The sequence below is a fragment of the Streptomyces bohaiensis genome (assembly GCF_012033785.1).
Lineage (GTDB): Bacteria > Actinomycetota > Actinomycetes > Streptomycetales > Streptomycetaceae > Streptomyces > Streptomyces bohaiensis.
In genome coordinates this window covers 1-23,471 of the sequence record NZ_JAAVJC010000033.1, presented here as the reverse complement: position 1 = coordinate 23,471, position 23,471 = coordinate 1, and the positions used below count along the sequence as shown (strand labels likewise).

The window sequence follows — 23,471 nt, the reverse complement described above, 5'->3', positions numbered from 1 at the left end:
TTCGGTGAGAGGCGCGCCGCCATCACTCCCCGACCTCCTTCTCGTAGAAGGCCTGCACCCGCTGGACGAACTCCTCGCCGGTGATCCGGCCGGTGACCAGGAGCTGGGACTCCGGGATGATCGAGCCGGAGTAGATCCCCGCGGTCGTGTTGGCCATGAAGTCCACCTGGCCGTTCTCCCGCCCGATCTGCGCCGACATCTCCAGAGCAGCCTCCGCCAGCGAGCCGGGCTCGGCGTCCGGCAGGGGCAGGTCGGGGTCGCCGCCGGCCGACGCGCCGGAGACGTCCAGCACGATCTGGCGCGCCTCCTCGTCGGTGTGCACCCAGTCCAGGAAGTAGACGATCTCGTCCTTGTGCGGGGATTTCGCGGCCACCGAGAAGGAGTTGGCCGCGCCCATCGCGACATGGCCGTCGCCCTCCTTCAGCGGCGGCACCAGGAAGAAGGAGACGTCCTCGCCGAGCGCCTTCTGGTAGGTGGCGGCCTCCCAGTTGCCGTTGAAGGTGAACAGGCCACCTCCTTCGGTGAAGCGGCTGACGAACGCGAAGTAGTCGAGCGAGTTGATGTCCTCGGGGAAGTACCCGGCGTCGGCCCACTCCTGGATCAGCTCCGCGCCCTGGACGTTGCCGTCGGTGTCGTAGCGCGCGCCCGGTTCGTTGTACATCCAGGACAGGAACTCGTCCTGGTCGGCGTACTGGTTCATCGCGGCCTGGACGACGAAGTTGACCACGCCGTCCTTGTCGCCCGCCACGATCGGGAGCACGCCCGCGGCCTCGGCGGTGGCCAGGTCCTCCTCCAGCTCCGCCATGGTCTGCGGTGGGCCGTCGATGCCCAGCTCCGCGGCGAGCTCCAGGTTCATGTAGACACCGGTCACGCTGTAGCCGAGGCCGAGTTGGTAGAGCGACCCGGAACCGCGCACGCCGTCCTCGCTCATGCGCAGCGGTTCGAGCTGCGCGTCGGGCCAGGCGTCCCAGCCGTACGCCTCGTAGTAGGGGTCGAGATCGGCCAGCAGGCCGTCCTTGACGGTCTCACCGATGGTCGGCAGCCGGATGAGGTCCGGCGGGTTGTCACTTGCCAGCAGGCGCGGGGCGTTGGCCGTGAGGTTCTGGAAGGTGTCGCGGTTGATGTCGAAGGTGATGTTCGGGTGCTGGCGGGTGAACTCCGCGGTCAGTTCGTCCGTGAGCGGGAACCCGGTCTCGTCGGCGATGGTCAGCGTCACGTCCTCCGTGGTCAGTTCGGTACTGACCTCCGCGGGTTCCGGGGTGTCCGACGCGCCGCCCGCACCGCTGCCCGGTGCACAGGACGCGAGCATCGAACCGGCGGTGACCGCCGCCGCCAGGGCGGCCGAGACCCGCTTCGTCCGGCGGCGCGCGCCGTCAATGTCTGCCATGTCGACTCCTTGCCGAGGTGCCCACGTCCCGCGACCGCCTGCTCTCCGCTCGGCGATGCGCTGCCCGGGCCCCGCTTAGCTCCATTGCTAAAAGGATTTAGCTTGCGTGCTAGGATCACGTCACACGCATGCTCCCGTCAAGAGGGGTAACGCGGCTGTTCGCAGACAGGTACGGGGGCACCGGATGCCACGGAAGCGCGTCACACTCGCGGACGTGGCCCGCCGGGCGGGCCTGTCCACCACCGCGGCGTCCATGATCCTCAACGGCAGGCCCGACACCCGCCTGTCGAAGGAGGCGCACGAGCGGGTGCACACCGCCGCCGCGGAGCTCGGCTACCGGCCCAACGTCGCCGCCCGCGGACTACGCACCGACACCACCCACACCATCGGCTTCGTCTCCGACTCGGTCGCCACCACACGCTTCGCCGGAGGGCTCATCCAGGGCGCCCTGGACGCCGCCCGCCAAGCCGGGCACGTCGTCCTCGTCGCCGAGACCGGGGGCGACCCCAAGCGCGAGTCCGAGGCGATCGCAGCCCTGCTGGACCGGCAGGTCGACGGGATCATCTTCGCCACCGTCCGAGCCCGTGAACTCGTCGTCCCCGAGCTGCCGGACGGCACCGCCGCGATCATGCTCAACGCCACCAGCACCCGCCATCCCACGGCCGTGCTCCCCGACGAGGACCTCGGCGGCAGGACGGCCGTCGGGCTGCTCGCCGAAGCGGGCCACGCACAGGGGATAGCGCTGGTCGGGCAGAGCGACGACGCCGAGCACGGGCTCTTCCGCTCCAGCACGGTGGCCCGCCGCGTCGCGGGCATCCGAGTCGCGATGGCCGAACACCGGCTGGCCTTCACCGCGGAGGCGTCCACGTGGGAATGGGAACCGCACAACGGCTACACGATCACGGACGCGCTCCTGCGTCGCGACCCCGGTGTACGGGCACTGCTGTGCCTCAACGACCGGCTGGCCTTCGGCGCCTACCAGGCGCTCGCCGAACACGGGCTCCGCGTACCGCAGGACGTGTCGGTGGTCTCCTTCGACGACGACGAGATCGCCGCCTACCTACGTCCGGGCCTGACCACGATCGCGCTGCCGCACCTCGCGATGGGACGGCGCGCCGTCGAGCTCCTGCTCGGCAGCGCCCCACGGAGCGAGGTGCTCCTCCCCATGCCGGTCGTCACACGCGGCTCCATAGCAGCGCCCCGGTGACCGTCCACCCGGCGCGAGGAGCACCGGGCGGCGCCCAGCGCCGCCTCAGCCGCACCGGGTCACCTCAGAGACTCCGCCGCCTCACCCCGGCCCGAGCACGGCGGGGGTTTCGCAACGTCCGGCAGACCACAGCCCGTCCGGCAGCCGCGCTGAAACCCTCACGACCAGGACCAAGACGACCCGCCGGATCGAAGAACAAGCACCCCGCCCGCCAGACACCGCAACGTCGGCAAGGCAGCCGAACGCGCCAAGACGATCAAGAACCTACGAACCCGCTCAGGTTCACCACCAAGATGCAGGCCAGGGCGCCCGGGCCGCCGCTGTGGACCGGCTCTTGTGCAGCGACCCTCCGGTAGTGCTGCGGGCACCGGCGCGTCGCTGCAAGCAAGCCTTCGCCGCTGACCGATGAGGGCTGTTCGAACCCGACGCGTCAGCCGTTGAGTTCGTGGCTCTTGATCCCGGTGACGAAGGCGGTGAAGGCGGCGGCCGGGACCACTATCACCGGCCCGGCGGTGTTCTTGGAGTCCCGTACCGGGACGCTGCCGGTCGCACGTGCGGCGTTCGGGGCCCACTCCACGCAGGAACCACCGTTGCCGCTGTAGGAGGACGTGACCCAGTTGGGGGTGACAGAACCGGTCGTCATGGGGCTCCCTTTCGAGCTTGGTGGATCATCTCCACCGACGCTGCCTGCGACAGCGCTTCGGCTTGCAGCCGATGGTATGCCCTCACCAGGGGCACCACGGAAGCCAATTCCCGGTCCAGGTACCCCTGCGTCTCGGATTCGACGTAGGAGATCACCGCCCGGTCCGGCAGCGTCAGGAGATTCACCAGCCGGTTGAAGGGCCGCCGCTCCCCCATGGCGAACGGCGCGATCTGTACGACGGTGTGCGGCAGTTCCGCGAACGCGATCAGGTGGTCCAGCTGGGCTTCCATCACCGCCGCCCCGCCGACCGGCCGCCGGATGCAGCTCTCGTCCAGCACGGCGATCACGACCGGCGGGTTGTGGCGCTCCAACGCTGCCTGGCGTTCCGTGAGGGACTGGACCCGCTCGGCCGCCTGATCGGCGGTGATCGACCCGCATCGGACGCTGTTCGCCTCGATGGCGGTGGCGTACTCCCTGGTCTGGAGCACGCCCGGGATCACCCCGACCTCGAACAGCCGGACCTCGGTGGCCCGCGCCTCGTGGTGCAGGTACTCCGGGAAGCCTTCGAGGAGCACCCCGTGCCGGATCTCCCCCCATTCCCGCACGAAGGACTCGGCCGTCCCGTCGAGCTTCAGTGCGATGTCCACCGCCGTGGAGAACTGACGGGTCGGCGGCTTCCGAGCAGTTTCCACCGCGGAGATGTGCCGGCCCGAATAGCCGATCTCTGCGGCCAAGGCGTCCTGCTTCCATCCCCGCAGTTCCCGCACGCGCCGTAACCGCGCACCGTAGGCGGCTTCCGGACCGGCCTCCGGATTCAGCTCCTTGCGATTAACCAACGTGCCCTCCACTTTCGCAACGTTGAAGACTTCTCGGTGGTAAGCGAATCTCGCCACAACGGCCGCTGCGCTTTCACGAAAGGAGCGGACGTGTGCCTCGAACGCGACCATAGCTGCACAGAGCAGGCAGGTGAACCGGGCGGTTCCGCGGACCTCGGCGCCGGATCGCCCTCTCCCGAAGCGCTGGCCTCGCTGCAAGCGCTGCGTCGCATGGCAGTTGAGCTGCGGCGCAGCATCGATACCCACTTCGAGGAGCTGGACAGGCAATGAGCGGTCACCGTTCTGTCGCACGGTGCACTCAGCCGGTGCACACCGGTGGGGCCCGCACTCCGCGCGCATCGACCAGGCCCGGATTCGACCACGCTTGCCCGGGTGACCCCGGCCCGTCGGCTGTGACGCCCGGCCTCTCCCGGCGGCCGGACTTCCCCCGCCGTGGCCCCCACGTGAATCGCGCGCCCGACTCGGACCGCGCGCCCGGCGTGGACGGCTACTGGGCGGAGACCGTAGTGCGGTCGCCCGACGCCGGAGGCGAGTGGTATCTCTCGGGCACCTGGGCCGACACCCCGGAGGAGGCCGTCGCCTGGCTGCACCGGGAAGCGGAACGCCTCGCCGGAGTCCTCGAATCGGTCGAGGAGCCGAACGCCGACGCGGAGGCCGCGTACGCCGCATCGGTCGCCACCGTCTTCCGCGAATGGACCCGGGATGCCGCCTTCCGGGACGTGCAGTGCGCCGCCCTGGCGGCCGGCCGCCGCATCAGCGCCAACGCCCGTGGCATGGACCGCGTCTGCGGCGCCTCGGACGTCGAGGTCCTCTACTCCCTCTCCGCCCGGCCCATCCTCCGCCCCGAGCGGCCGCCACCGCGGTGACGCCCGACGGGAGCCCGACCGTCGGCCGTGGTCCGAGGCGGCCCTGACGGCATCCCGCGCACCGGGTCGGGGCGGCGCTCCGTGCCGGTCCCGGTGAGCCGAGTCAGCCGAAGAGGGCGACGAGTCCGTTCACCCAGACCGCAAGGAACACGAGAACCGCCACCAAGCACCCGACACACGACAGCACTTCGCGGACCGTCCACGGCCCGGAGGGCGCCTCACAGTCCCCTTCCGCATCGTCCCGGTAGGAGGCGGGGTCGTCCCAGTGCACAGGGCGCCCCAGTTCCTCGGCGCAGGCGGTTCTCACCGCAACCAGCTGCCCCTCCGCGAAAGCGGTGGCGGCCTCCGTCTCGGGCCCTCGCCAGGCGAGGGCCTTCATCCGACGCCGGGGAGACCCGTACCGCGCCTCGAAGGCGGCGGTCTCGTCGGCGTTCCGGTCCTCCTCGAGGAACATCCAGCGTCCAGCCTCGGCGGCGTCGCCGTAGAGCCTGTACACCGCGGCCAGACGCCGGCGGAGCGTCAGGTCGTGCGGGAAGGACGAGATGAGACCGCGCAAACGCTGGCGCGCGAGGGGAACCCGGCCGGCGGCCAGATCGGCATCGACCCGGGCAAGGGTCTCTCTCAGGGGCATGAACGCATGATCGGGTACGGCGCTGACCCACGTCGACCCGGTTTCGCCGCTCAGCACCCGCCCGCTCGCTCACAACGGCATCGGCTCAGCCTCACCGGGACGGGACGGGAAGGGCCAGTTACCGGACAGCGCTTCGCCAGCTCGGGGCGGGTCGGGTCGGGTCGGGTCGGGTCGGTGTGAGAATCGGGGCGTGACGGTCTCCGGGGATGTCGAGCTGACCATGGACGAGCTGCGCGCAGTGGCGGGCTTCGCCCTGCTGAGCGCGGAGGACGTACTGCCGGTCTTCGAAACGGCGCACCCGGACGACGCCCGACCCCGGGCAGCCGTCCGAGCCGCCCGCGCCTTCGTCGACGGCGAGCGCAGGACGAAGCTCCAGCGGGTCAGCTCACTCGATGCGCACCGCGCCGCCCGCGAGGCGGGCTCCGAGACCGCGCAGCTGGCCGCACGCGCGGCGGGCGATGCGGCGGCCGCCGCCTACCTCCACCCCATCGCCCAGGCCACCCAGGTCGGACACATCCTGCGTGCCGCGGCGAACGCGGCCCGGGTGGGCGAGCTGCGGGCGGGTGACGACCCCGCCGTCGGACTCGCCCTCATCGAGGAAGCCCGGCTGCGCGCCACGCCGACCGTGATCGACGTCCTCAACCGCTACCCCCTCGCCCCCACCGGCAGGACCCGCACCGCCCACCTCATGAGCCTCCTCGACAGCTCCCTCCGCCGCGCCCACCCCTGACCCCACCGAGGGCTCACGGCAGGCAACCCGCCGTGGGATCAGCCGCCGCGCCGTCGTCCCCGCCGATCGGTGTCAGGAACGGCGGCAGAGGACGGCCCGTTCCCCGCGGACATCGGCTACAGCACCATGAGAACCCGCTCACGATTCGTCGTGCGCGGGTTCTTCCGGCACGAAGGTCGCCGCGTACAGCCCGTACCCGGTCCAACCTCGGGACCGAACACTCAAGCCGCGACAGGCGCCTTCGCCGCTGCATGCTTTATCTCCTCCATCGAGACCGTCGACCGCCCCGGAGCCCGCGCGAGCTCGCTTCCGAACTGCCCAATGGCCCGGAGGCGCTGCACCGGTGGTCTTCTAGGGTCGGCCCTATGACGATCGCCGCCAGGGCCTCCGGGTCACTCTTCGAGTCTCTCCGGGCTGACGCCGTCACCAGCCCGGACCACCTGCGCCAGCTGTACGCGCAGCCGAACCCGAACTCGCTCCGCAAGGAGATCGACCGGCTGACGGAGGAGGCCCGGGCATTGATCGGATGTTCCTCGCTGGTGTTCATCGGCAGCGCGGACATCGAGGGCAGGACGGACGTCTCGCCGCGCGGCGGCCCGGCCGGGTTCGTCTCGGTGCTGGACGAGCAGACCGTGGTGATCCCCGACGCGACCGGCAACAAGCGGCTCGACACCATGCACAACGTCCTGCAGACCGGACGCGTCGGCCTGCTCTTCCTCATTCCGGGCCGCCCCGACACGCTGCGCGTCAATGGCCGTGCCTGTGTCTCGGCACGTCCCGAGCTGCTCGACCGACTCACCCCCGTCGGAAAACCGCCGGTGACGGCGACTGTCGTACAGGTCGAGCAGGTCTATCCGCACTGCCCGAAGTCGCTGATGCGGGCCAACGCCTGGCAGCCCGAGCGCTGGTCGTCTGCGGACGCCCAGCCGACCAGCGCCGAGGTGACACTGGCCCAGCTGAACATGCCGGACCTGACCGTCGCCCAGATCGAAGACGCCGAGCGGGAGTCGCTTCGCCTGCGTTACGAGTGATCACGGCTCGGCTGCCTGGGCGGCGGACCGCTGGGCGCCGCACATCAGGCTCGTCGTCGCTCAATCACGTCCACTCAATGCCAGCTGGGCGCCCAGGCCGACCATCACCACCCCCGATGCCCCGCCGATCCACGACAGCCGGCCCGGGGATCGGGCGAACCAGGTGCGGGCGGTGCCGGCGAGGATGCCCCAGGTGGCGTCGGACATCAGCGCGAGCAGCACGCAGATCAGCCCCAGCAGGAGCAGCTGCATGCGCGCGTTCCCCGCCGAGGCGTCGACGAACTGCGGGAGGACCGCACCGAAGATCAGCAGCCCCTTGGGATTGCTCACGCCGACGATGAACCCCTCCCGGAACACGCGCCCGGGCCGCCCCGTCTCCGCCCCGTCCTGCTGCTCCGTCACGGCCAAGAGCTTGCGGTGCCGCCATGCCTGGACCCCGAGATAGACGAGATACAGAGCACCGGCGAACTTGATGACCGAGAACACCAGATAGGAACGGTTCAGCACCTCCCCCAGCCCGAACGCCACCAGCACCACCTGGACAAGGAGCCCCGCCTCGTTCCCCAGCGCCGTCGACACGGCGGCCCGCCGCCCCAGCGACACGCCTCTGCTCACCACGAAAAGAACACTCGGCCCCGGCACGGCGATCAGCACGGCAACCACGGTCAGAAAGACAGTCAGACGCTCAAAGGCAATCACCAGAGCAGAGTACGCCGCACTGTTCCAGCCTCCGGCGCTTCGTCGAACCCTCCGTATCGGACACCACTCCTTCAGTTCTGCCGAGGTCGGCGAGCGCGATGAGGGGTGTGTCCGTTCGAGGGACGGTTTCACTCTGGTGATTCACGGGCGGAGCGGTGGTGAACGGCGTGAACCTCGATATCGCCGTTGTCGATCATCGCACCGACAGCGACTACGCTCCCCGCCGCCGCGTCCGCAGGCCCCCATGGCAGAGGCCGTGGGACACCATCACGATCAGAATGCGACACGTGTTTCCTCGGGTGCCGGGCCCAGGTGACGACGCATCGTCCGGCGGGGCGCGGGCGGTGTTCTCAACCCGACCACTGAGCGCGGGTGATGCCCGACTCGTACGCGACCGCGACCGCGCTGGCCCGGTTGCGGAGACCGAGCTTGATCAGCAGGTTCTGTACGTGTGTCTTGACCGTGCTCTCGCTGACCACCAGCTCACCGGCGATCTCGGCGTTCCTCATACCGCGAGCCAGGAGCGTGAGGACCTGGCGTTCCCGGAGTGTGAGCAGGTCGAGTGCGCTGTTGCGCACGGACGGCCTGCGGGGCGTCGCCCGGTTGGCCTCGCTTTTGTGGGGCACCCCGACCCGGTAGCCGCCGGCGACGAGCCTGATGGCGGACACCAGGAACTCCGGCGCCTCACAGGCGAGGATCACCCCGCCGGCCCCCAGCTTGTCCGCCTCCGGATACAGGGGCGTGTCGGGGTCGTTGGTCAGCAGCAGCATGCGTGACACGCCCGCGTCGGAGTGGTGGACGGCCCGATGCATCAGCTGCACGACGTCGATGGACCGGCAAGCGGTGTTGACGACGAGCACGTCCAGGGACGCGTCGAGCATGGCGTCGAGCGCCGTCGGGCTGTCCCGGGCGCTGCCGACGAGGACGAGATCGGGGTAGCCGCGCAGTACGTATGCCAGCCCGGCGTGCACCAGACTGGAGTCGTCGATGAGGAAGACACGGGTCGGTTCCGGTGCCCCGCCTTCGGTCACGTCGTCCGACGTCGGATTCTGGTCGGATCGAGCCTCTGACACGAGTCCCCCTGCATCGCGAGCGCGGCACATGCTCGGAGTTGAACAGCTCCTCATTTTCTCCTATTCCCCGGGCCCGTAGCGCTCCTCTTTTCGCCATGTTCAAGCACCACGCACATAAGGGGAACTGGTCCTTTCGACCTAGCCTGTAAGGAGTACCAGCCCGTCGCGGTCCGGCCGAACTGCCGAAGAATCCACCCGCCGACGCCGCCTAGAGTCACGACCTATGACACAAAGCGTGGTGATCCTGGGCGGTGGCACAGCGGGGTGGATGACGGCCTCCTACCTGCGGGCGGCATTCGCGGACCGCGTTGACGTCACCGTGGTGGAGTCCCGGCGGATCGGCACCATCGGCGTGGGGGAGGCCACTTTCAGCACGGTCCGACATTTCTTCGATTATCTGGGCCTCAGCGAAGCCGACTGGATGCCCGAGTGCAACGGCACCTACAAACTGGCGGTGCGTCTGGAGAACTGGCGGGCACCCGGCACATACTTCTACCACCCGTTCGAACGGATGCGCGTCGTCGACGGGGTGCCGCTCACCGACTGGTGGCAGAAAGTCGGCGCGTCAGGTCACTTCGACCGCGACTGCTTCCTCATTCCGTGGCTCTGCGACGCCAAGGCATCTCCCCGGCACCTCGACCACCGGCTTTTCGAGCAGGACTTCGACGAGGCACCCGACCGTCCGCTCTTCCGGACCACGCTCGCCGAGCAGAACACCCAGTTCCCCTACGCCTACCACTTCGACGCCGCCCTGCTCGCCGATTTCCTCAGCCGCTACGCCGTGCGGCGCGGAGTCGACCGGATCATCGACGACGTCGTCGACGTACGCCTCGACGAGCAGGGGTGGATCGCGGGCCTCGTCACCCGCGAGCACGGCGAACTGACCGCCGACCTCTACGTCGACTGCTCGGGCTTCCGCAGCCGGCTCCTCGGCGACGCCCTCGCCGAGCCGTTCGTGTCCTTCCAGGACGCGCTCCCCAACGACCGCGCGGTCGCCCTGCGGGTCCCCGCCGACACCGCCGCCCAGGGCATCCGGCCCTGCACCACGGCCACCGCGCAGGACGCCGGATGGATCTGGACGATCCCGCTGTACGACCGGATCGGCACCGGATACGTCTACGCGGGCGACTACTGCGAACCCGAGGAGGCCGAGCGTGCCCTCCGGGAGTTCGTCGGGCCCGCCGCGGCCGACCTGGAGGCCAACCACATCCGGATGCGGATCGGACGCTCGCAGCGGGCCTGGGTGAACAACTGCGTCGGCATCGGACTTGCCGCCGGGTTCGTGGAGCCCCTGCAGTCGACCGGGATCTTCCTCATCCAGCACGCGATCGAACAACTCGTCAGGTACTTCCCCGGCACGAACCGCGACCCGGTGCTGCGCGACACGTACAACCTCAGCACGGCCCGCGCCATCGAGGGCGTGCGCGAGTTCTTGATCCTGCACTACCGAGGCGCCGCCCGAGCCGACAACGACTACTGGCGCGACGCGAAGAGCCGCGCGGTTCCCGACGACATGGCCCAACGCCTCGAACAGTGGCAGAGCAGGCTTCCCGACAACGACACCACCTACCCCTACTACCACGCCTTCGAGCCCTACAGCTACGTCTGCATGGCGCTCGGACTCGGCGGGTTTCCGCTGCGCCACCCGCCGGTGCTGGACGTGGTCGACGCCCGCGCCGCGCGGGCCGAGCTGGCCCGAGTCCGGGAACAGGCGCGGACGCTGGTGGACGCCCTGCCCAGCCACGTCGAGTACCTCGCGAGCCTGCGTCGATGACGCTCCTCCTCCACACCCTGGCGGCGCTGGCCGTGGTGCTGGTGCTGGCCCGGCCGGCTCGGCGCGCGGCGATCGCGGTGGGTCAGCCGCCGGTCATCGGGGAGATCGCTCTCGGCCTGCTCGTCGTCCCCCTGCTGACCACGGCGGCCGGGTCCGGCGTCCTCGACGCCCTGCTGCCGACCGAGGTCACCAGCCCGCTGCACACCTTCGGTCTGGCCGGTCTCGCGCTCTACCTGACGGGCATCGGGCACAGCGCACGGCCGCCCCGGGACGGGGGGTCCCTCCGCTCGTACGGCTGGCTGCTGAGCGGCTCCCTGCTGCCGGGGCTGCTGGCCGGGGTGTTGCTGGCGGCCTGGGTGGAGTGGCGCGACGTGCCCGGGGAACGCGGTACGGCCCCGAGCGCGGCGCTGTTCCTGCTGCTCGCCGCCGCGTTCGCCGTCACCGCCGTACCGGTGCTGGCCCGCATCCTCACCGACCGCGGTCTCGTCCACTCGGCCCTGGGCCGTCTCTCCCTCCTCGTCGCCGTCGGCATCGACGCCCTGACCTGGCTCATCCTGGCGGCCGCACTGGCCATCGCCGCGGGCGGCGGAGGTCAGCTCGTCCGGGCGGTCGCGGCGATCGCGGGCGGGGCGCTGGCTGCCGTCCTGTTGCGGCAGTTGCTCCGCCGGCCGGTCGTGGGCAGCTGGTGCGCCCGTCGTCCGGTGTCGGCCGCGACCTCGCTGGGCGCGCTGGCGGTCGCCGCCGCCCTGGCAACCGAGCGGGCAGGGCTCACCGCGATCCTCGGCGCGGTCCTCGTCGGGCTCGCCGTTCCCCGGGACGGTGACCACGGGCCGCGCACCCGGGCCGTGGAGACGGTGGAGCGGTGGGGGCTGCTCCTCGTCCCCGTGTTCTTCGTGACGACCGGCCTCCAGGTATCCGCCGACCGGCCGGACGGCTTCTCCTGGGCGACCCTCGCCCTGGTTGTGCTGCTCGCCACGGCGGCCAAGGTGGGTGGCGGTTACGCAGGTGCGCGCGCGGCACGGCTGCCGCACGGCACCGCGTTCCGCTTCGGGGTGCTGATGAACACGCGGGGCCTGACCGAGATCGCCGTCCTGCAGGCCGGCCTGTCGGCCGGCATCCTCTCCCCCGGGCTCTTCCTGTCGCTGGTTCTGATGGCGTTGGTGACCACGGCCGCCACCGGCCCGCTGCTGTCGTACGCGGACCGTCGCCACCCCGACCGCCGTCCCGCCCCGCCTCACGTCGGAGGAACCGCCCCATGACCACGCCTGACGCGGGCGTTCCTCGGGGACCCGCCGAGGGGCAGGACCTCAGGGCGCTGATGTCCCTGTTCCCGACCGGCGTGGCGGTGATCGGCGCTCTGGACGGCGCCGGCCGCCCCTGGGGGATGACCTGCTCGTCCCTGTGCAGCGTCTCCCTCGACCCGCCGACGCTCCTGGTGTGCGTGCGCAGCGGCAGTCCCACTCTGGCCGCGCTCGAACGTCGCGGGACGTTCAGCGTCAACCTGCTGCACCACTCCGCCCAGGATGTCGCGGAGCTCTTCTCCTCCGGCGACCCGGACCGCTTCCGGCGGACCTCCTGGCATCTGCCCGACTCCGCGGCCGCCGGCCCTCACCTGGGCGACGCCGCACACGCCGTGGCCGACTGCCGGGTCGACGGCGTGCGACGGGTGGGCGACCACACCGTCGTCTTCGGCCGGGTGGACCGTGTCGGTGTCGACACCGGGCCGCAACGCGCCCCGCTTCTGTACGGCTTGCGCCGGTATGCGGCATGGCCGTCGGGCGGTAGCGTGGCGGGCCCCGACCGGTCCCGGCGGGGCCGCTCGACGAGGAGTGACATGCCGCAGCCCGAGGAGTCCGCCCCTGTCCAGTCGCCCGAGGAGGTGCTGCGCACCTCGGGGGTGCCGTTCACCGTCCTCGACCATGTCCCGATCGTGGGACAGGCGGACGCCGAGACCAAGCTCGGCCTGGCCACCGAGCAGTTGCTGAAGACCATGGTCTTCCGGACCGCCGACGGCGGCTTCGTCCTCGCCGCCCTGCCCGTCACCGGCCGCGTCCACTACGGCCGTCTCGCTCGCGCGGCGGGCGTCCCCCGCTCCAAGCTCCGCCAGGCCGAACCCGACGAGTTGGGCCTCCTGGGCATGGAACCGGGCGGAGCGAGCCCCGTGTGCGCCCGGCCCGACGTCGTGACCGTCTTCGACGCGTCGGTGACGCGCATGGGCATCGTGTACTGCGGCAGCGGCCGCGCGGACCGCACGGTGCGGATCCAGGCGGCACAGCTGATCGAACTGGTGGAACCGACGATCGAGGAACTGTCCTCGTGAACCGTTGAGGGCGGTGCGGACCGGCTGCCGGCCCGCACCGCCCTCTGCCTCGGCGCCTCAGTCGTCGAACCGTCCCGGCGCGAACGGCTCCGCCCCCGCCGGGCAGCGTCCCGAGACCACATACTCCGTCAGCAACCTGGCCGTGCCGGGCGCCAGGGGCATTCCGTCGATCCCGAAGCCGGTGAGCAGCCACAGCCCCGGTGCGCCGGGGGCCGGGCCGACGAGGGGCAGGCCGTCGGGGGACATCGGGCGCACCCCCGACCACGCGGCCCGCACCGGGGCCTCGGCCAGCACCGGAACGTGCCGGGCGGCGGCCGCCGCGATCAGCGCCACCGCCTCCTCGCCGTCCCCCGGGTCGTCGGGTTGGAGCGCGGGGCCGCTGCTGGAGCCGAGCACCACATCCCCGCCGGGCAGCGGCTGGAGGGAGAACACCACCTGGGTCGCCGTGGCCGCGGGGGCGGCGATGTCGGCCAGCAGCGGCGGGCCGCTCCGCTTCAGACCGACCGGGCCGTGCCAGGTGGACTGCATGAGCGTGTGACGGAACGCGGTGTCCGTGACCGGCGCGGTGCGCACCAGCCAGCCGCGCGAGCCGAAGACCGGTACGTCGCTCCCGACCTGCTGGGCCAGGCTTCGTGCCCACGGCCCCGCCGCGAGGACCACCGCACCCGCCGCCAGCGGCCCGGCGTCCGTGACCACCCCGGTGACCCGGTCGCCGTCCGTCGTCAGACCGCGGACCGTGGTGTGGGTGCGGATCTCGGCGCCCGCGCGGGCCGCCCTGCCGGCGAGGGCCACGGCGGCCAGTACCGGGTGCAGCGCGTGCGCCCCGTCGACCGCCACCGCGCCCGCGAGGTCGGGCGCGAGGCCGGGCTCCACCGTGCGCAGGTCGGCCGGGCCGATCTCCTGCGTGGGGAAGCCCACCTCGGTCAGGGCCCGGCCATGGTTGCGGGCCCGGGCCAAGCCATCCTCGTCGCTCGCGACCAGCAGGTAGCCGTGCGGACGGAACCGGAAGGACACGCCGCGGTCCCTCGCCGCCTCCTCGTAGAACGCGATGGCCTCGGCGAACAGGCCACCACAGGCGGGCACCGGGCTCGGCAGGAGGCCGCCCTGGTTGCGGCCGGTCGCACCGCCGGCCAGCGCGCCGCGCTCCAGCAGCACCACGCTCAGCCCCTCCCCGGCCAGCCGTTCGGCGGCAGCACAGCCCGCTATGCCACCACCGACCACGATCACGTCATGCGCCATGGGAACCGTGTCCTTCCATCGGGCGGGTGGCGGCCGGGGAGTCGGGAGTGGAGCGCCGTACGGAGTCGAGAGCGATCCCGGCGAGGAGCCCGGGGACGGTGTGCTCGATCTCCTCGACCCGCTCCGCGCGCAACGCCTCCGGCTTCTCGCTCCGGCTCGAGACGGACGCCGGGTACAGGCGGTTGGCCGCCAGGTCGTCGCAGACCGCCCTTACCCGGCGCAGGAGTTGGGCGGCGATCTCGGCCGGTGAGCAGGGCGCCCGGAGGGTGAGGAAGTAGGTGTCGTACAGGACCGCTCGGACGTCGCGCGGCAAGGGGCGGCCGGGGCCTGCGGCCGCCTGGAGCAGCGAGGGCGCGTCGGGCACCAGCTTGAGGGCGATGCCCTCGTGCACGACCTCGTTGAGCGCGCACTCCTCGACCAGGGCGTCGGCCCGGTCCGCCCAGGCGGCGGGGGGCCGCCCGCGCAGCAGGGCGCGCACGGAGCCGTAGTCGCGGGCCCAGGAGCCGCTGAACGCGGGATGGTGCAGCGCCATGCTGGGGCGGATGACCCGGTGGTAGACGTCCCTGGTGCACGACGCCGTGTACAGCAGCATCGCCGAGTAGCCCCGGACCAGGCGGACCGCGGCGGCCACCTCGTCCGACTGCGCCGGGGCAACGGCCCCTGCCGCCCGCCGTCCCAGCTCCTGCCACAGCAGGAAGGTGAGCTGGTGGCCGGTGATCCACCGGAACCAGAACAGCTCCTCCGCGGAGTCGGCCGCCCCCGGGCCGGCCGGGGCCGTCGGGGACGGGTCCGGCCCGAGCAGATCCGCGTACTTCCGCATCAGTTGGTCGTCACCGCTGCCGTGCACCGGGTCGGTCGGCAGGATCAGGGGTTCGAGCCCGTAGGCCCGGCCGCCGAACTCGGAGACACCGGTCTCCAGCAGACCGACGGTCGACGTGCTGTCCAGCGCTCTCACCGTCCCGTGGCCTCCGCCGGTATATGGGTGAACTCGTACTCCAGGCCGTTGACGTCGTAGAGGTAGAAGCTGCTCACCCCGTCGGAGTCCACGACGATCTCGCTGGGAGGTTCCGGACGGGCGAACACATAGCGACCGGAGGCATACAGCTCCTGCCAGCGGTCCCGCCACCGCCGCAGTTCCTCCGCCGTCGCGGCGGTCAGGCACACGTGCTGGAACTGCAGCGTGTCCGGGTGCGGGCGGGTGTAGGTGGCGGAGCGGGTGAACAGGTGGAAGCGGACGCCGACGGCGACCACCTCGGTCAGCCGGCCGATCCCGGGCAGCCGGTCGCGGGTCAGGTGGGAGAAGGTGTCGAGCGACCAGGAGGCCGTGCCGCCGAAGAACTCCACATACCAGGCGACGCAGTTGTCGAGGTCGGCCGTCTCGACCGCCAGGTGGTGCAGTCCGGCCCGCAGGGCGGCACCGGGCGATGGGGTTTCGTCCATGGAGAGGGACACAGGTCCAAAGATCCTTCCGGTGAGTCATCGGGCGATCGCGTACGCCTGGCCGCCGCGCGGTGACGCCGCGGCGCGCAGCAGCCCGTCGTCCGGTCCGGCGCCCACGGCGCACACCTTTCCCAGCGACCAGTCCGGGACGGACACCACGACGTGCCCGCGGCGAGCGAGCTCGGCTGCGGCCTCAGCGGCGCGACGGCCTTCGATGCGAACGGCGAGCGGCCGGTGCGTGCGGGGCGTAAACGAGGACGGCACGTGTTCGGAGTGGAAGGCGAGGGTCTCGACGGCCTGTTGGAGGTCGAGACCGAAGTCGGCGTGAGCCAGGAAGAAGCCCAGCGTCCACTGGTCCTGCTGGTCCCCGCCCGGTGTGCCGAACGCCAGCCGGGCCCGGCCCTCTCGCACGACGAGGGTGGGGCTCAGTGTCGTGCGGGGCCGTTTGCCCGGTGCCAGGGAGTTGGGGTGCCCCTCCTCCAGCCAGGCCATCTGGCCGCGCGTGCCCAGCGGGAAGCCGAGCCCGGGGATCACCGGGGAACTCTTCAACCAGCCGCCGCTGGGCGTCGCGGCCACCATGTTGCCGTGCCGGTCGGTGACCGTCAGACAGCAGGTGTCGCCGCGGGCCTCGGTCGCCGCCACGGACGGTGGCACGACGGTGGGCAGCCCCTCGTACACCTGGCGCTGCCAGGGGGGTCCGTCGGGGGGCTCCGGCCGGTCCGGAGGCAGCAGCCGGGGCGCCCTGCCGTCCGGGGCGCCGGGTCGCAGACGATCCGAGGCCCGGTCGCCGACCAGACGTCGGCGGTCGGCGGCGTACGCGTCCGAGAGCAGCGTGTCCAGGGGCACGTCGGTGAAGTCCGGGTCGCCGTACCAGGCTTCGCGGTCCGCGTAGGCGAGCTTGGCACACTCGATGACGGTGTGCAGGTGGTCGGCGCCGTCCAGGCCCATGGCCGCGAGGTCGAAGCCCTCCAGCAGGGCGAGTTGTTGGAGGAAGACCGGACCCTGCGACCAGGGACCCGGCTTGTGCACCTCCAGGCCCCGGTAGGCGCGGCTGACGGTGTCCTCCGTGCGCGGCTCCCAGTGGGCCAGGTCGTCACCGTCGAGGAGGCCCCGGTGCCGGCGGCCGGTGGCGTCCAGCACGTCGGTGCGCAGGTGGGCGTCGATGGCCTCGGCGACGAACCCGCCGTAGAACGCCTGGTGGGCGGCGCGTATCTGCTGTTCGCGGCCGGGCCCCGCGGCGCCCGCCTCCTTGAGGACGCGCCGGTAGGTGTCGGCCAGCGCCGGGTTGCGCAGCCGGGAGCCGGCGACCGGTGGGGCGCCGTCGACCAGGTAGGTGCGGCCGGACTCCGGCCAGTGGTCGCGGAACAGCTCGGCCAGGATGCTGATGGCCTCCGCGGCCTTCGGCAGCACCGGGTAGCCGTCCGCCGCGTAGCCGACGGCGTACCGGAGGACCTGCGCCAGACGCAGGGTGCCGTGGTGCTCCAACAGCTTCAGCCAGGCCCCGAACGCACCGGGGACGGTGGCCGGGAGCAGCCCGGAACCGGGTATGCGGTGCAGGTCCAGGGCCCGGAACGCCGCTGGTGTCGCCGCCCGGGGCATCGGTCCCTGTCCGCAGATCACCTGGACGCGCCCTGAGGCCGCGTCGAAGAAGAGGATCGGGACGTCACCGGCCGGCCCGTTCAGATGAGGTTCGACCACCTGGAGGACGAAGCCGGCCGCCGCGGCGGCGTCGAAGGCGTTGCCGCCCGCTTCCAGGGTCGCCATACCTGCCGCCGAAGCCAGCCAGTGCGTCGAGGAGACCGCGCCGAAGGTGCCCCGCAGCTCGGGACGTGTCGTCACGACCGCGCCTCAGGCCGAGGCGGCGGGCGTCGGCAGGTCGCTCAGGCTTCTCGCGATCTGTTCGTCCGTGACCACCGGGTTCTCCAGCGTCCCCGCGAGGAAGGAGTCGAAGGCGGCGAGGTCGAAGTTGCCGTGCCCGGAGATGTTGAACAGCACGACCCGCTCCTCCCCTGCCTCCCGCGCGGCCAGCGCCTCGACGAGCGCCGCCTTCAGGCCGTGCGACGACTCGGGTGCGATGACGAAGCCCTCGCTGCGCGCGAAGCGGATCGCCGCGTCGAAGACGTCCGTCTGCGCGAAGGCACGCGCCTCCACCAGACCGTGCTCCTTGAGCAGGCACAGGCTGGGCGCGTCGCCGTGGTAGCGCAGGCCGCCGGCGTGGATCGATCCGGGAATGAACTCGTGGCCGAGGGTGTGCATGTACAGCGGCGGGGTCAGTCCGGCGGTGTCCGGGTAGTCGTAGGCCAGCGTGCCGCGGGTGAGGGTGGGGCACGCCTCCGGTTCGGCGGCCACGAACCGGGTCCGGGGGCGGTCGCCGCTGAGCCGGTCCTGGAGGAACGGGTAGGCGAGGCCCGCGTAGTTGGAGCCGCCGCCGACACAGCCGATCACGACGTCGGGGTACTCGCCCATGATCTCCATCTGCTTCTTGGCCTCCAGACCGATCACGGACTGGTGCAGCAGCACGTTGTTCATGATGGAGCCCAGCGCGAACTTGGTGTCGTCCCGGCTCAGCGCTTCCGCCACGGCCTCGCTGATGGCGATACCGATACTGCCGAGCGAGTCCGGCTCGTCGGCCAGGATCCGGCGCCCCGGCTCGGTGCGCTGCGTGGGCGAGGAGAAGACCTGGGCGCCCCAGCTCTGCATCAGGGACTTGCGGTACGGCTTCTGCTCGAACGACGCCCGGACCATGTAGACGTTGACCTCGAGACCGAACAACGCGCCGGCGAACGACAGCGCCGAGCCCCACTGCCCGGCCCCGGTCTCCGTCGTCAACCTCCGGACGCCCTCCTCGGCGGCGTAATACGCCTGCACCACGGCGGTGTTCGGCTTGTGGGAACCCGAGGGGGACACACCCTCGAACTTGAAGTAGATATGCGCCGGGGTGTCGAGCGCGCGCTCCAGCCGTTCCGCGCGGACCAGCGGAGAGGGCCGCCAGATCTTGTAGACATCGCGCACCCGCTCCGGGATCTCCACCCAGCGGTCCTGGGTGAACTCGTGCTCGATCACCTTGTGCGGGAGCAGGTCGACCAGATCGCCGGGTTGCAGCGGGGCCTTCGTCACCGGGTTGAGCGGACCGGGCAGCGGCGCCGGAAGGTCGGGCAGGATGTTGTACCAGCGGTCGGGCAGATCGGTCTCGGAAAGCAGGACGCGCTTCAACACCGGTGGTTCCCTTCGAGAGCCGGGCCATTCCTCTACGGGATCCTAGAAGCAGGGAAAGTCGGCCATCTTCGCCTTTTCTGCCTGGTCGACGAAAACGCGATCCACAGATGGGACTAGACCGAAATGGGCACGACACTCGCCGGACGGACATGCAGAATCTCGGAGCCGGTTCGTCGAGCAGAAGGGAGCGGGAGGGCATGGCCGTGAGTGACGAGCAGGCCGTACGCGAACTGGAGGGACGCCGGTTCCGCGCGATCATGGAAGGCGATCTCGCCGCATTCAGGAACCTCGCCCACCCCGACCTCACCTACACACATTCGAGCGGAGCCCTCGACACGCTCGAATCGTTCCTGGAGAAATGCGAAAGCGCATACTTCGTCTACCACCGCATCGACCACGTCACCGGCAGTGCGACCGTCGTCGGTGACACCGCCGTGGTGGTGGGCGACATGCGCGTGGACATGACGGCAGGAGGCACGCGGAGAGAACTGTCCAACCGCTCACTGGGGGTGTGGGTCCGGATGGAGGGGAAGTGGAGAATTCTGGCCCACCAGGCGACCGCCAAGCGGTGACCGCCGGCGTCCCGACCGCACACCGATCGCTCCCCTCGCGGGGGCGATGTGGGCCACCGCCCTGATGCCGGAAGGGGTCGAGCACCGCTGGGCGGTTTCGTTCGGATCATCGGGCAGACCGGTCGCCCGATTCCTTGCCCTACTGCACGTCGTCGTCAGTCACGGCGCTTCCCCTTCCATGCCACGTTCCTGGCACCGATTCAGTCGCGTGCCACTCCTCACTCGCTGTTGAACGCATGCACCCTCGGCGCTACCACGCGTCGTGCAGATCAAGGTGGGTCGAGCCGGCGCGCTTGATCTTCCGCAGGACCGTTCGGCTTCGGGTACCCGTCACAAGAGGTAGGCATTGAGGAGCCGGTCAAGCGCGGAGTGCGCCTGCGCGCGCGCTGCCTCGGTCTCGTCGTGTCGGGCGATCCACAGGGCGGCTTCGTTCATCGCACCGGAGAGCTGTGCGGTGCTTGCGTCGAGCAGGTCGTCTGCCACGTTCGTGTGGCGCAGGGCGTCGCGCAGGTGCGCTTCAGAGTTCTCGGCATCGAGACGGCGCCATCCCTGCCAGCCGATCACCACGGGGGCGTCGATGAGCAGGATGCGTACGGCGGGACCGGACGTGATCGCATCGAGGAACGCGTGCGATCCGGCACGAAGCTGATCGCCGGCATGCGAACCCGCCGCTTCCGCCGCCTGCACGACGGCGGCCGCGACACCAGCCTGCAGGGTCGCCGCGACCGCGCCGAACAGTCCCGCCTTGTTCGCGTAATGGTGGTAGACAGCTCCGCGCGTGACACCGGCGGCTCTGGCGACATCATCGAGTGAGACGGCGGCGAAGCCCCGCAATGCGAACAACTCGGTCGCCGCCCCCAAGATGCGCTGGGCGGTCTCAGCGGCATCGGCAGCAGAGGCTCGTGGCATGAGCGCTTCCCTTACGTACACGGTGTATGTATCCTGTTCGCGTTACCTGCACAGTGTACGTAAAGGAGAGGGTCATGTCCGTTACCAGCTTCTACCCGGTACTGATGTCGCACGACGTCCCCGCCGCCGCTGCGTTCTACCGTGACCTCGTCGGATTCGAGACGACATTCGAGTCCGATTGGTACATCAGCCTGCGCCTGGGCGCGTTCGAGCTGGCGATCCTGGCCCACGATCACGCCACGATCCCGGCCGGGTACGGCGCGCCTCCTCGTGGGGTGATCGTGAACCTCGAGGTCGACGACGTCGATACGGTCTACCGCAAGCTGGTCAGTCAGCCGGGCGTCGAAGTCGCCTTGCCCCTGCGTGACGAGGACTTCGGCCAACGGCACTTCATCATCGCGGCGCCCGATGGTGTCCTTCTCGATGTGATCCAGCCCGTGCCTCCTGTCGGCGAGTACGCCGATGCCTATGTCCCGGGGTGACTCTTCGTACGGAGATGTAGCCGGTGATTCGTGCGACGGTGCCACGGGGAGGAATGCCCGCGACGGCTCCAGGCGCTCGCTCGCTGTCGAGGCCGCTTGTTCTGGTACTCCACGAAGGTAGGGTCCCCTGCTCATCGGCGTTTCGATGTCGGCTGGTGAGCATCCCGCGGCGCATGAGCAGCTCGTTGAGACGGTCATGCCGAAAAGGTGGCCACCATCGTGCGCCACGCCCCGGATACCGATCGGCAACCCCTGACAACGGCGAGATATGCGGCGGTCGTCGCGCGGACTGCCTCGTTGCCACCCCTCGCAGGGGCGATGAGGGCCCCGCGGTGAAGGCCAGGTCGGGGCGTCGTCGGGAGTAGGTGGGGGGGACGGGTTTTCAGCGAACCCCCGGTGGTGTCGGGTTCCTCGGCATGTCGCCGAGATCCGGATTCGGGCTGCCCGCCGGACGGTCGTCCGGCGGGGCTGTGCCGACAGGTCGGTCTCAGCTGCGTTCCCACTTCTGGGCGGGGTTGCCGGAGCACCAGGCGATCTGGAGGTGGGTGCCGTGGGAGGAGTTGCCGTTGGCGACGTCGAGACACTGGTTGGAGGCGATGTTGACGACGTCCCAGGCGGGCGAGTAGCGCCACTGCAACCGGTCGGAGGTGCCGTGGCAGGTGTCCATGACGACGGACGTGCCGTCCGCCGTCGAGCCGCCGGAGAGCGACAGGCAGCGTCCGCCGTTGCGGAGGGTGCCGTCGCTGTGGAAAGTCCACTGCTGGGCGCCGCTGCCGTTGCAGCCGGTGATCATGACGCCGCTGCCGACGCCGCCGTCGCGGGGCTGCGCGCAGGTGCCGTTGAGGCCGACCAGCCGTCCCTTGACCGTGGGGAAGCGCTCCCGTGCGGGCTCCTCGGAGACCGGCGGTGCCTGGACCGGCGGGGGCGGTGCCGGGCCCTTCTGCGGCGGTTCCTTCTCCTCCGCGGGCGGAGCCGCGGCCTCTTCCTCGTCGGTGCTGTTCTCGTCGGCGGCGGGGGCCTTCTCGACCGGGGGCGGTGCTGCCTCCTCCTCGGTCCCCGCTGCCTCCTCTTCTTCGTCCTCGTCCTCGTCCTCGGGCTCCGCCTCCTCTTCCTCCTCGGTCTCCTCCTCCGGTTCGTCGGCGGCCGTCCCGGGCGCGGGATGGCGGTCGGCGTCGGCGGCGACCGGGGCGGTGGAGGGGGCGGCGGCCTCGGCGGGCGAGTCGCCCAGTCCGGGGATGTGGCCGACGAGGGTGATCGCGGCGGCGGCGCAGGCGGAGACCGCCACCGCCGAGGCGAGGGCGCTGTACACCCGCCGGGCGGGCGCCAGACCGCGGCGGGGGCGAGCGGGCCGGCCGGCGAACGTCTCGGAGAAGCTGCCGCCGGAGCCCGTCTTCCGGTCCCGGTGCTCGGGGGCGGGCGGGGTGGTGTCCACCGGCGTCCTTTCGGGGCGAGGCGACGTGGTCGCGTGGCGGGTACAGGTGGTCAGGGTCCGACGGGGACGTCCTGGGCGTCAAGTGTCTTGAGCTGGTCGGCCTGCGGAGTGGTCAGTTCGGACATGCGGACGGCCTGACGTTCCGTCATCGCCTGGAAGATCTGGCGGGCGGTGCGGCCGTTGCCGAACGCGGCGTCGCGCGGGATGGACGCGACGTGGGCCACGAGCGCCTGGCGGGCGGCGTCGCTCAGTTCGTACTGGTGCTGCTGCGCGTGGTGCTCGACGATGCTGACGACCTCCGGTGTGGAGTAGTCGGCGAAGTGGAGGGTGCGGGTGAACCGGGAGGAGAGACCCGGGTTGGAGGCGACGAACCGCCCCATGTCGTCGGGGTAGCCGGCGGCGATGACGACGACCTCGTCCCGGTGGTCCTCCATCAGCTTGACCAGCGTCGCGACGGCCTCCTGCCCGAAGTCGCTGGAGACCCCGCTGGGCACGAGGGCGTACGCCTCGTCGATGAAGAGGACTCCTCCGTGCGCCTTGCGGAACGCCTCCGTCGTCTTGGGCCCGGTGTGGCCGACGTACTCGCCGACGAGCGCGCTGCGGTCGACCTCCACGAGGTGGCCGCGCTCCAGCAGCCCGAGGGCCTTCAGCAGCCGGCCGTAGAGCCGGGCGACGGTCGTCTTGCCGGTGCCCGGGTTGCCGGCGAAGACCAGGTGGCGGCTGAGCGGCGGCGCCGGCAGGCCGGCGTCCTGCCGCATCCGCACGGTCTGCATCAGCTTGGCCATGCCGCCGACGTCCCGCTTGACGCCTTCCAGGCCGACGAGTTCGTCGAGCTCGGCCAGCAGGTCGGCGAGGGTCTCGGCCGGGGGTTCGCTCTGTCCCGCGTCCGCCGGGTCCTCGACGTCGGGGGCGGAGCCGCCGGGGCGGCCCGTGCCGGCGGGCCGGCGGGTGTCGGAGGGCCCGCCGCCGGGGGGGCGCCCGCTG

23 protein-coding genes are annotated in these 23,471 nt (G+C 71.0%); 9 read left to right on the top strand and 14 right to left on the bottom strand.

Annotation, left to right across the window (positions count from 1 at the left end; genetic code table 11):
• Positions 1–22: 22 nt before the first annotated feature.
• Entirely contained in the window at positions 23–1,387 is a 1,365-nt protein-coding gene (locus tag HCN52_RS25255; RefSeq protein WP_168087452.1) for an ABC transporter substrate-binding protein, read from the bottom strand.
• Between the two features lie 184 nt (positions 1,388–1,571).
• Here HCN52_RS25255 and HCN52_RS06840 point away from each other — a divergent pair, with 184 nt between their 5' ends.
• Entirely contained in the window at positions 1,572–2,594 is a 1,023-nt protein-coding gene (locus HCN52_RS06840) for a LacI family DNA-binding transcriptional regulator (RefSeq protein WP_168087451.1), read from the top strand.
• Between the two features lie 430 nt (positions 2,595–3,024).
• On the opposite strand, the gene HCN52_RS06835 is transcribed toward HCN52_RS06840, so the two are convergent.
• Together HCN52_RS06835 and HCN52_RS06830 are read right to left on the bottom strand one after the other, a co-directional pair.
• Positions 3,025–3,237 carry a DUF397 domain-containing protein gene (locus HCN52_RS06835; RefSeq protein ID WP_168087450.1) on the bottom strand — a complete coding sequence of 71 codons (213 nt, stop codon included), beginning with the start codon at positions 3,235–3,237 and terminating at the stop codon, positions 3,025–3,027.
• A complete protein-coding gene (locus HCN52_RS06830; protein WP_245174923.1) occupies positions 3,234–4,073 on the bottom strand; it encodes a helix-turn-helix domain-containing protein in 840 nt (279 codons plus the stop codon). The genes HCN52_RS06835 and HCN52_RS06830 overlap by 4 nt, the downstream gene beginning before the upstream one ends.
• A gap of 443 nt (positions 4,074–4,516) precedes the next feature.
• On the opposite strand from HCN52_RS06830, the gene HCN52_RS06820 reads away from it, so the two are divergent.
• Positions 4,517–4,939 (top strand): hypothetical protein, encoded by a 423-nt coding sequence (locus HCN52_RS06820; RefSeq protein WP_168087449.1) that lies wholly within the window; start codon positions 4,517–4,519, stop codon positions 4,937–4,939.
• A gap of 103 nt (positions 4,940–5,042) precedes the next feature.
• On the opposite strand, the gene HCN52_RS06815 is transcribed toward HCN52_RS06820, so the two are convergent.
• The gene (locus HCN52_RS06815) at positions 5,043–5,570 is read right to left on the bottom strand and encodes a DUF6584 family protein (protein ID WP_168087448.1); all 528 of its coding nucleotides are present in this window, start codon (positions 5,568–5,570) and stop codon (positions 5,043–5,045) included.
• Between the two features lie 190 nt (positions 5,571–5,760).
• Here HCN52_RS06815 and HCN52_RS06810 point away from each other — a divergent pair, with 190 nt between their 5' ends.
• Both HCN52_RS06810 and HCN52_RS06805 read left to right on the top strand, forming a co-directional pair.
• Positions 5,761–6,300 carry a putative immunity protein gene (locus tag HCN52_RS06810; RefSeq protein WP_312876582.1) on the top strand — a complete coding sequence of 180 codons (540 nt, stop codon included), beginning with the start codon at positions 5,761–5,763 and terminating at the stop codon, positions 6,298–6,300.
• Positions 6,301–6,671: 371 nt separating this feature from the next.
• On the top strand, positions 6,672–7,331 hold the full coding sequence (locus HCN52_RS06805; protein ID WP_376767099.1) for an MSMEG_1061 family FMN-dependent PPOX-type flavoprotein: 660 nt from the start codon (positions 6,672–6,674) through the stop codon (positions 7,329–7,331).
• A 60-nt stretch (positions 7,332–7,391) separates the two neighbouring features.
• On the opposite strand, the gene HCN52_RS06800 is transcribed toward HCN52_RS06805, so the two are convergent.
• Positions 7,392–8,030, bottom strand: coding sequence for a LysE family translocator (locus HCN52_RS06800; protein ID WP_312876581.1), 639 nt, complete (start codon positions 8,028–8,030; stop codon positions 7,392–7,394).
• Positions 8,031–8,380: 350 nt separating this feature from the next.
• The gene (locus HCN52_RS06795) at positions 8,381–9,103 is read right to left on the bottom strand and encodes a response regulator transcription factor (RefSeq protein ID WP_312876580.1); all 723 of its coding nucleotides are present in this window, start codon (positions 9,101–9,103) and stop codon (positions 8,381–8,383) included.
• 268 nt (positions 9,104–9,371) lie between these two features.
• Here HCN52_RS06795 and HCN52_RS06790 point away from each other — a divergent pair, with 268 nt between their 5' ends.
• From HCN52_RS06790 to HCN52_RS26110, 3 genes are read left to right on the top strand one after another with little or no spacing between them, the layout of a single operon-like run.
• Positions 9,372–10,877, top strand: a complete 1,506-nt coding sequence (locus HCN52_RS06790) for a tryptophan halogenase family protein (protein WP_376767098.1) — start codon at positions 9,372–9,374, stop codon at positions 10,875–10,877.
• Complete coding sequence (locus tag HCN52_RS06785; RefSeq protein ID WP_245174918.1) at positions 10,874–12,136, top strand: cation:proton antiporter; 1,263 nt, start codon at positions 10,874–10,876, stop codon at positions 12,134–12,136. Before HCN52_RS06790 ends, HCN52_RS06785 begins: the two co-directional genes overlap by 4 nt.
• Entirely contained in the window at positions 12,133–13,197 is a 1,065-nt protein-coding gene (locus HCN52_RS26110) for a flavin reductase (protein ID WP_312876579.1), read from the top strand. Before HCN52_RS06785 ends, HCN52_RS26110 begins: the two co-directional genes overlap by 4 nt.
• Positions 13,198–13,254: 57 nt before the next feature.
• Here the strand turns inward: HCN52_RS26110 and HCN52_RS06770 are convergent, their stop codons facing one another.
• From HCN52_RS06770 to HCN52_RS06750, 5 genes are read right to left on the bottom strand one after another with little or no spacing between them, the layout of a single operon-like run.
• Positions 13,255–14,436 (bottom strand): NAD(P)/FAD-dependent oxidoreductase, encoded by a 1,182-nt coding sequence (locus HCN52_RS06770; protein WP_168087445.1) that lies wholly within the window; start codon positions 14,434–14,436, stop codon positions 13,255–13,257.
• Positions 14,426–15,391: a 3-methyl-L-tyrosine peroxygenase-related protein gene (locus HCN52_RS06765; protein ID WP_168087444.1), complete on the bottom strand. Its 966-nt coding sequence runs from the start codon at positions 15,389–15,391 to the stop codon at positions 14,426–14,428. The genes HCN52_RS06770 and HCN52_RS06765 overlap by 11 nt, the downstream gene beginning before the upstream one ends.
• A complete protein-coding gene (locus HCN52_RS06760; RefSeq protein ID WP_168087443.1) occupies positions 15,388–15,876 on the bottom strand; it encodes a VOC family protein in 489 nt (162 codons plus the stop codon). Before HCN52_RS06760 ends, HCN52_RS06765 begins: the two co-directional genes overlap by 4 nt.
• Before the next feature lie 36 nt (positions 15,877–15,912).
• The gene (locus HCN52_RS06755; RefSeq protein WP_168087442.1) at positions 15,913–17,715 is read right to left on the bottom strand and encodes a gamma-glutamyltransferase family protein; all 1,803 of its coding nucleotides are present in this window, start codon (positions 17,713–17,715) and stop codon (positions 15,913–15,915) included.
• Between the two features lie 9 nt (positions 17,716–17,724).
• On the bottom strand, positions 17,725–19,092 hold the full coding sequence (locus HCN52_RS06750) for a TrpB-like pyridoxal phosphate-dependent enzyme (RefSeq protein WP_168087441.1): 1,368 nt from the start codon (positions 19,090–19,092) through the stop codon (positions 17,725–17,727).
• Positions 19,093–19,289: 197 nt separating this feature from the next.
• Here HCN52_RS06750 and HCN52_RS06745 point away from each other — a divergent pair, with 197 nt between their 5' ends.
• Positions 19,290–19,664, top strand: coding sequence for a nuclear transport factor 2 family protein (locus HCN52_RS06745; protein ID WP_168087440.1), 375 nt, complete (start codon positions 19,290–19,292; stop codon positions 19,662–19,664).
• Between the two features lie 330 nt (positions 19,665–19,994).
• Here HCN52_RS06745 and HCN52_RS06740 read toward each other — a convergent pair whose 3' ends face one another.
• The gene (locus HCN52_RS06740; RefSeq protein ID WP_168087439.1) at positions 19,995–20,573 is read right to left on the bottom strand and encodes a TetR/AcrR family transcriptional regulator; all 579 of its coding nucleotides are present in this window, start codon (positions 20,571–20,573) and stop codon (positions 19,995–19,997) included.
• A 74-nt stretch (positions 20,574–20,647) separates the two neighbouring features.
• Here HCN52_RS06740 and HCN52_RS06735 point away from each other — a divergent pair, with 74 nt between their 5' ends.
• Positions 20,648–21,055, top strand: coding sequence for a VOC family protein (locus HCN52_RS06735; RefSeq protein WP_168087438.1), 408 nt, complete (start codon positions 20,648–20,650; stop codon positions 21,053–21,055).
• Positions 21,056–21,542: 487 nt separating this feature from the next.
• Here HCN52_RS06735 and HCN52_RS26105 read toward each other — a convergent pair whose 3' ends face one another.
• On the bottom strand, positions 21,543–22,487 hold the full coding sequence (locus HCN52_RS26105) for a ricin-type beta-trefoil lectin domain protein (RefSeq protein ID WP_168087437.1): 945 nt from the start codon (positions 22,485–22,487) through the stop codon (positions 21,543–21,545).
• Positions 22,488–22,537: 50 nt separating this feature from the next.
• Positions 22,538–23,471, bottom strand: a 934-nt coding sequence (locus HCN52_RS06725) for an AAA family ATPase (protein WP_168087436.1), incomplete at its 5' end; no start/stop codon positions are given.